This window comes from Halobacillus sp. BBL2006 (assembly GCF_000786645.1).
GTDB lineage: Bacteria > Bacillota > Bacilli > Bacillales > Halobacillaceae > Halobacillus.
The window spans coordinates 1-6,782 of the sequence record NZ_JRNX01000363.1 but is presented as its reverse complement, the minus strand read 5'-3'; the positions used below and the strand labels follow the sequence as shown (position 1 = coordinate 6,782).

The window sequence follows — 6,782 nt, the reverse complement described above, 5'->3', positions numbered from 1 at the left end:
AGGAATCGCCCATGCGGGGGTGGAAGGAGATACCCAGGCTGTTATTGCTGCTTCGTATATGCAGCCAAGTCAATTGAGAATCGCCGATCAAATGAGTCGATCTCCAGACTATGAGTCAGAAGGTCTGTACATGGAAAGTGGCTTTGTTGATGAAGAACAAGGGAAAATCCGGATTGATAAATTACAGGAGATTGTAAAGAAAAGACCGGATCTTGCAAGTTTTGAAAGGAGAATGACGAATGGGTGAAGCGATAGTAATAACCTCCGGAAAGGGAGGAGTTGGGAAAACAACAACAACTGCTAATCTGGGGACCGCTTTAGCCTTGCAGAATAAAAAGGTGTGCCTCATTGACACAGATATCGGTCTCAGGAATCTTGATGTAGTCATGGGGCTAGAAAATCGAATCATCTATGATATTGTGGATGTCGTAAAAGGCCGCTGTAAAACAAAGCAGGCTCTAATTACGGATAAGCGTTTCGACTGTCTTCATCTGCTCCCAGCAGCTCAAACCTCTGATAAATCAGAAGTGACACCTGAAGGGATTAAAGAAGTCGTAGAGGAGTTAAAACAGGAGTACGATTATATCGTCATTGATTGTCCTGCAGGTATTGAACAAGGATATAAAAATGCCGTCGCCGGAGCGGACAAAGCCATTGTCATTACCACTCCTGAGAAGGCTAGTGTAAGGGATGCTGATAGAATTATCGGTCTTTTGGAACAGGAAGACATCGAGGCTCCGAAGCTTGTCATTAACAGGATCAGGAACCACATGATGAAAAGTGGGGATATGCTTGATGTCGACGAAATTGTGAATGTACTATCCATAGATTTAGTTGGTATTGTCATTGATGATGATGCGGTCATTAAAGCGTCCAATAGTGGGGAACCTGTAGCGATGAAGCCGAATTCCAAAGCTTCCATTGCTTACAGGAATATCGCGCGACGTATTTTAGGCGAAGCTGTTCCTCTTCAAAATCTGAATGAAAACAAAGGGATAATTGCAAAAGTCAAGCGCTTTTTTGGAATACGTGTGTGATAGATTAAGGTTCACTATAACCATTTATAGTGGACTTTTTTTTATGCTTGAAACTGGACAAGTTTCATACATATACCTTTCACTCTCTCCATAGAATGGTAGAAACAAAGGTTCCAAGAGAGAGGGGATTCCTGTGAAAAAGAACATACAGCACATACGTAAAAATATATCTGAGCGTAAAAAGAAGCGTGTCCAGCAGAATGCACCTCCAACGAAGCCATTTCTCCCGCCTCAAGATGAGGAGATGCATGGTTACCCGCCTATCGTTTCAGGTTACGGAAAGAAAGTTCCCACTACGACTTCCAAGAATCGGACAAGCCGTTTAGGAATCCAGGTACTGCTGGCTGCTTTGCTGTTTGCAACTGTCGCTATCGGTCAGAACACAGATTTTGCTCTGCTTGATAAACCAGAACAATGGGTGACTGGCCAGCTTCAAGAGGATTTTCCATTTGCAAAAGCAACAGCCTGGTATAGTGAACGATTTGGAGACCCCCTTCAAGTCGTCCAGCCGAAAGATGAGACCCGGACAGGAGAACTGGCGATGCCTGTGAACGGCACGGTCACGACTCCTTTTCAAAATAACGGAAAAGGTATTGTTTTAACGACAGAAAATAATTCTAAGGTTAAAGCAGTGAGAGAAGGAACGGTAGTTTTTGCGGGAAATAATGAAGATACGAAAAAAACCGTCATTCTTCAACACGAGGACGGAAGTAAAACAACCTATGGCTATTTATCTTCGATTGACGTACATTTGTATGAATATGTTCAGGCGCAGAGCAGCCTTGGTTCGGTAACGTCAGAAGAGGGGTCATCAGCTGAATTTTATTTTGCTATTGAAAAAGACGAGCAATATCTAGATCCTGTAGAGGTCATCAAAGTGGATGAAAGCTCTTAGCCTGACACAGAGCTTTCACATTCACCCCCTCTTCTTTTTACTAGCCCTATCCGCATTTCTTACGGGGGCCTTCTATGAATTTGTTATTTTAATAGCCCTCGTCCTCATTCATGAACTTGGCCATTATTTCACTGCAAAGTACTATGGTTGGAGGATATCAAGGATCGAGCTATGGTTATTCGGGGGAGCCGTTGTCAGTGAGGAACATAATACACGTCCTTTCCATGAACAGGTCCGTGTCGTTCTTGCTGGACCGGTTCAGCACATTTGGGTTTACGTATTGCTGGGTTTCCTCGAAATGGTTTATGGTCCTCACTCCCTCTTATCTGTGGCGTTTTTTTATAACAGTCTCATTCTTCTATTCAACCTTCTGCCTATATGGCCCTTGGATGGAGGGAAACTTGTCTTTTATGCGATGAATCAATTTTTTACGTTTCAACAAAGTCTTCTTATTACTTTACTAGCTTCCATTGCCTCGATGGCACTTGTTGCGTTTTGGTTAACGATTGATGGACGTTGGACGCTGGCTGGATTACTGCTTACAGCCTTTTTGCTTATCGAAAACGCTCTTGAATGGAAGCGTAGAACCTATACACTTATGAGATATTTGCTCTTTTGTACCTATAGGGACTGCAATAAGCTGAAGCCGAAATATATTAAAGTCGAACAGGACCTGCTCGTGAGAGATGTACTAAAAAATATACGCAGTAATCGTAACCATTTGTATGTGTTGAAACAGTCGCCAAGTTTATATATAGTAAATGAGCAAGAATGTCTCCACGCATACTTCGAGAAGAAGCAAGTCGATCTGCGTTTGCGAGATGTACCTAAAATGGCGCTGTGAGGGATCATATGAGAAAAATCATCCTACATACAAAGTCTTCTGAAAAAACTGGGCTTGTACTCGAAAATGAACAGATTTGTGAATATATCGTTGAACGGCCCGGAAGCGAGGTTCTTTCGGGTTCTATTTTTGTTGGAAAAGTTGAAAACATTCACTATGGTATGCAGGCGGCTTTTATAAACATTGGACAAGAAAAAAACGCTTTTTTAAATCTCGATCAAATTCCCTGGGCAAAGGAAAGTATGGAAAAAACGATGAAAGTGGGGGAAACCTTATTCGTACAAATAAATAAGGAAGCCATCGGTGAAAAAGGAGCGCAAGTGACTGCTGATTTAACGATTCCTGGCCTCTATTCCATTTTTCAGCCTATGGGCAAGAAAATCTCCGCATCAAGAAAGCTTAATACTGACAAAGTGGAATCAGTAAGAAAAACTCTTGGCAGCATCTTGGAAGATAAGGAAGGAGGCATCATCCGGACAGCCGCTGGAGAGGAACGTATTGAAAAAGTTGGAGAAGAGTTCCGTCGTTTGAAGGGGATATGGAAAGAACAAATTGCCCCTCTAATGGGACATAAACCGCAAATGGTATGGAGTGATCCTATGCTCCCTGATCAGCTGATAAGGAAATATCCCGTACATTCTCTGACTGAGATTATTGTTGATGAAGTGAATGTGAGCCTTTATCTGAAGGAAAGATATCCTTCCCTTGAAGATAAAATCAGCTGGGTGAAGCAAATAGAAGAAAAGCTGCCTTTAGGAATCAATGAACTTCAGGAACAATTGATCCAATCGGTTGTTGAATTAGACAACGGGGTTCAATTAGTCATAGAACCGACAGAAGCTATGACAGTTATCGATGTCAACAGCCATCAGTACAAAGGAAAAGCAATGTCGAATTCACAAGCATTTGAGGTCAATCGAAAAGCTGCCTTACATGTGTGTAAACAAATTAGGCTACGAAACCTTTCAGGAATGATTTTGATTGATTTTATCAATATGAAAGATTCTTCATTAGAAAAACGTCTCATTAACTTTATGAGACAGCAAACTCAAAAAGACACGACAAAATCAAGCATTCTCGGTATGACAAGGCTTGGTATTATGGAAATGACAAGAAAACGGGAAAGTGTAAGCCCTGTCCAAACACTAAGTAAGCCGTATCAGCCGAGTTTTGATCAAGCAACAATGGTGTACAGGCTGGAACGTGATTTGCTGGCTTATGCGAGTCACCCCTCAGAAGCTATTCTTATTCGTGTTAATCCTGAACTTTACAATATGAAAAAACGATTGCTTTCTCGCCAGATTTCTAGTAAAATTCCACAGGAGCTGTTTGTTAGGCAGGATGTCGATATTCCTGACTATCAAATTGAGCTTGAAGGGTCCGAAGACATGGTGCTGGAAGCGATCAATCGTCGAAAAGCACATGTTGACAACTTGTTTTGAACTGTGGTAACATTGTTTTGTTATTCTAGTAGCACTCCGATGCTACAACCGCACAGAACAGGTTCTAAACCGTTTACGGTACCTGAATGGCGAGTCTGAGTAATTCGAGGAGGTGCAAGTATGTACGCAATTATTGAAACTGGTGGTAAACAGGTTAAAGTTGAAAAAGGCCAGGAGATTTACGTTGAGAAAGTCAACGCAGAAGCTGGTGAAACTGTAACGTTTGACAAAGTTCTATTTGTTGGTGGAGCAGATACAAAAGTTGGTGCTCCATTTGTTGATGGTGCTTCTGTAACGGCTAAAGTTGAAAAACAAGGTCGTCAGAAGAAATTGACTGTCTTCAAATACAAGCCGAAAAAGAACTACAAGCGTAAACAAGGTCACCGTCAGCCGTACACGAAGCTAGTCGTTGAAGAAATCAACGCGTAAGGTTCGTTCGGATGATTGAAGTGAAAATGATTCGCTCAAATGGAGCGATTGCAGGTTTTGAAATTTCAGGACATGCTGAGAGTGGTCCATATGGTCATGATCTTGTATGTGCTGCTGTTTCAGCTGTATCGATCGGTACAGTCAATGCGATCGAGCGTCTATGCGAAATAGAGCCTCATGTTGAGCAAGGAGGAGAAGGCGGTTATTTGAAGGTCACTCTTCCCAAAGAGCTGACAGATCAAATGATCACTAAAGCTCGCACATTGCTTGAAGGCATGTTGGTCTCACTCGAAACCATTGAACATGATTATCATCAATATATAAAAATATCACACCGATAAGGAGGTGGAGATTCATGCTACGTCTTGATTTGCAGTTTTTCGCCCAGAAGAAGGGTGTAGGTAGTACAAAAAACGGCCGTGACTCTGAGTCTAAGCGTCTTGGAGCTAAGCGTGCAGACGGACAACAAGTAACAGGTGGATCTATCCTTTACCGTCAACGCGGTACTAAGGTTTACCCTGGAGCGAACGTTGGCCGTGGCGGCGACGACACATTGTTTGCTAAAGTAGATGGTGTTGTTAAGTTCGAACGTTACGGACGTGACCGCAAAAAAGTTAGCGTTTATCCTGTAGCACAGGAAGCGTAAACGAATATTGTACGGTTTCAAACGTAAAAGAAGCCGCGCTGTGCTTATAGCATAAGCGTGGCTTTTTTGTATTTACAAAGCTTAAAGATTCGAGCATCCAACGATTTACTCTTTTTTAAATTGAATGAAGGTGGACTGAGGGAACATCGTTTAGTTTCTCTTTCATCTTTGCTATAATTTTTATTATTATGGGTGAACGAGGGAGCTGAAGCTGTTGGTGGAAAAAGAAATCATTACGCTGCTTAGACATAAGCGTCATGACTGGATGAATCAAATTCAGCTGATCCAAGGATATGCATCACTAGGAAAACAAGAGCGTTTGATGGATCAAATTGAAGAATTGATAACAGAGTCTGAATATGAAAGAAAATTGTTGAACAGTAATGCTGTCCAATTTCCATTATGGTTACTATCATTCAATTGGAATCATGAACAATTCAGATTGAAGTATGTCGTTAAAGATGAACTTGATTTATCCCGTCATGATGAGAAGCTGACAGCTTTAGCCAAGCGAATGTTAGAGCTAATCGATGATCATACGTTGGAAGATGAACTTTATGAAGGAACTGTTCATCTCTATCAGGGGTTTGATTCGGGCTCGATCGGTTTAAGCTGGGAGTGGGAAGGTCAATTACATAATGGAGAGTCCCTGAAGCAAAGACTAAACAATGAAGGATTTATTGCGACAGTCTTCGAAGATCAAGAGCTATCCATTGAGATGATGATAGGATAAAGAGGTGAAGAGTATGTTTGTCGATCAGGTTAAAGTATTGGTTAAAGGTGGCGACGGAGGTAACGGTCTCGTCGCTTATCGACGTGAAAAATATGTTCCTAGAGGTGGACCTGCCGGAGGGGATGGAGGAAATGGCGGCGACGTTGTTTTTGAAGTTGATGAAGGGTTAAACACTCTTATGGATTTCCGATATCAACACCATTTCAAAGCCAAGCGCGGAGAAAATGGAATGAATCAGAAGCAGCATGGAAAGAATTCAGATCCCCTTGTTGTAAGTGTCCCGCCTGGAACGACCGTTAAAGATGCGGATACCGGAAAGGTGATTGCCGATCTAACGGATCATAAACAACGAGCTGTGATCGCTAAAGGCGGTCGTGGTGGACGGGGGAATGCCCGTTTTGCTACGGCAAGAAACCCTGCGCCTGAGATTGCTGAGAACGGAGAGCCAGGAGAAGAACTAGATGTCGTCGTTGAATTAAAATTATTGGCGGATGTCGGATTGGTCGGTTTCCCTAGTGTCGGGAAATCCACATTCCTTTCTGTAGTGACCGCAGCCAAACCAAAAATTGCGGATTATCATTTTACAACGCTTTCTCCAAATTTAGGTGTTGTTGAGAGTCAGGACCATCGTAGTTTTGTCATGGCTGACCTCCCGGGGCTCATTGAGGGGGCACACGAAGGGGTTGGACTTGGCCATCAATTCTTACGCCACATTGAACGCACGCGTCTTTTGCTGCACTTTATTGATATGTCGGG

At 42.5% G+C, this 6,782-nt stretch carries 10 protein-coding genes and 1 other annotated feature; all 10 genes read left to right on the top strand.

The window, feature by feature from the left end; translation table 11 throughout:
* The coding region (locus tag LD39_RS11445; RefSeq protein ID WP_035546459.1) for a septum site-determining protein MinC at window positions 1–247 on the top strand (247 nt) is incomplete at its 5' end.
* Window positions 240–1,037: a septum site-determining protein MinD gene (gene minD / locus LD39_RS11440; protein ID WP_035546457.1), complete on the top strand. Its 798-nt coding sequence runs from the start codon at window positions 240–242 to the stop codon at window positions 1,035–1,037. The genes LD39_RS11445 and minD, both read left to right, overlap by 8 nt.
* A gap of 133 nt (window positions 1,038–1,170) precedes the next feature.
* Window positions 1,171–1,932 carry a M23 family metallopeptidase gene (locus LD39_RS11435; protein ID WP_035546455.1) on the top strand — a complete coding sequence of 254 codons (762 nt, stop codon included), beginning with the start codon at window positions 1,171–1,173 and terminating at the stop codon, window positions 1,930–1,932.
* Window positions 1,919–2,776 carry a site-2 protease family protein gene (locus LD39_RS11430; RefSeq protein WP_035546453.1) on the top strand — a complete coding sequence of 286 codons (858 nt, stop codon included), beginning with the start codon at window positions 1,919–1,921 and terminating at the stop codon, window positions 2,774–2,776. The genes LD39_RS11435 and LD39_RS11430 overlap by 14 nt, the downstream gene beginning before the upstream one ends.
* 8 nt (window positions 2,777–2,784) lie before the next feature.
* Window positions 2,785–4,218, top strand: coding sequence for a ribonuclease E/G (locus LD39_RS11425; protein WP_035546451.1), 1,434 nt, complete (start codon window positions 2,785–2,787; stop codon window positions 4,216–4,218).
* A gap of 36 nt (window positions 4,219–4,254) precedes the next feature.
* Window positions 4,255–4,325: a sequence feature (ribosomal protein L21 leader region), on the top strand.
* A gap of 13 nt (window positions 4,326–4,338) precedes the next feature.
* Entirely contained in the window at window positions 4,339–4,647 is a 309-nt protein-coding gene (gene rplU / locus LD39_RS11420; protein ID WP_035546448.1) for a 50S ribosomal protein L21, read from the top strand.
* Between the two features lie 11 nt (window positions 4,648–4,658).
* The gene (locus LD39_RS11415; protein WP_035546446.1) at window positions 4,659–4,988 is read left to right on the top strand and encodes a ribosomal-processing cysteine protease Prp; all 330 of its coding nucleotides are present in this window, start codon (window positions 4,659–4,661) and stop codon (window positions 4,986–4,988) included.
* Between the two features lie 14 nt (window positions 4,989–5,002).
* Window positions 5,003–5,293 (top strand): 50S ribosomal protein L27, encoded by a 291-nt coding sequence (gene rpmA / locus LD39_RS11410; RefSeq protein WP_035546444.1) that lies wholly within the window; start codon window positions 5,003–5,005, stop codon window positions 5,291–5,293.
* A gap of 217 nt (window positions 5,294–5,510) precedes the next feature.
* Window positions 5,511–6,026: a Spo0B domain-containing protein gene (locus LD39_RS11405; RefSeq protein WP_231572563.1), complete on the top strand. Its 516-nt coding sequence runs from the start codon at window positions 5,511–5,513 to the stop codon at window positions 6,024–6,026.
* Window positions 6,027–6,039: 13 nt separating this feature from the next.
* Window positions 6,040–6,782 (top strand): GTPase ObgE (gene obgE, locus LD39_RS11400; protein ID WP_035546442.1); only part of this gene is annotated, 743 nt, incomplete at its 3' end.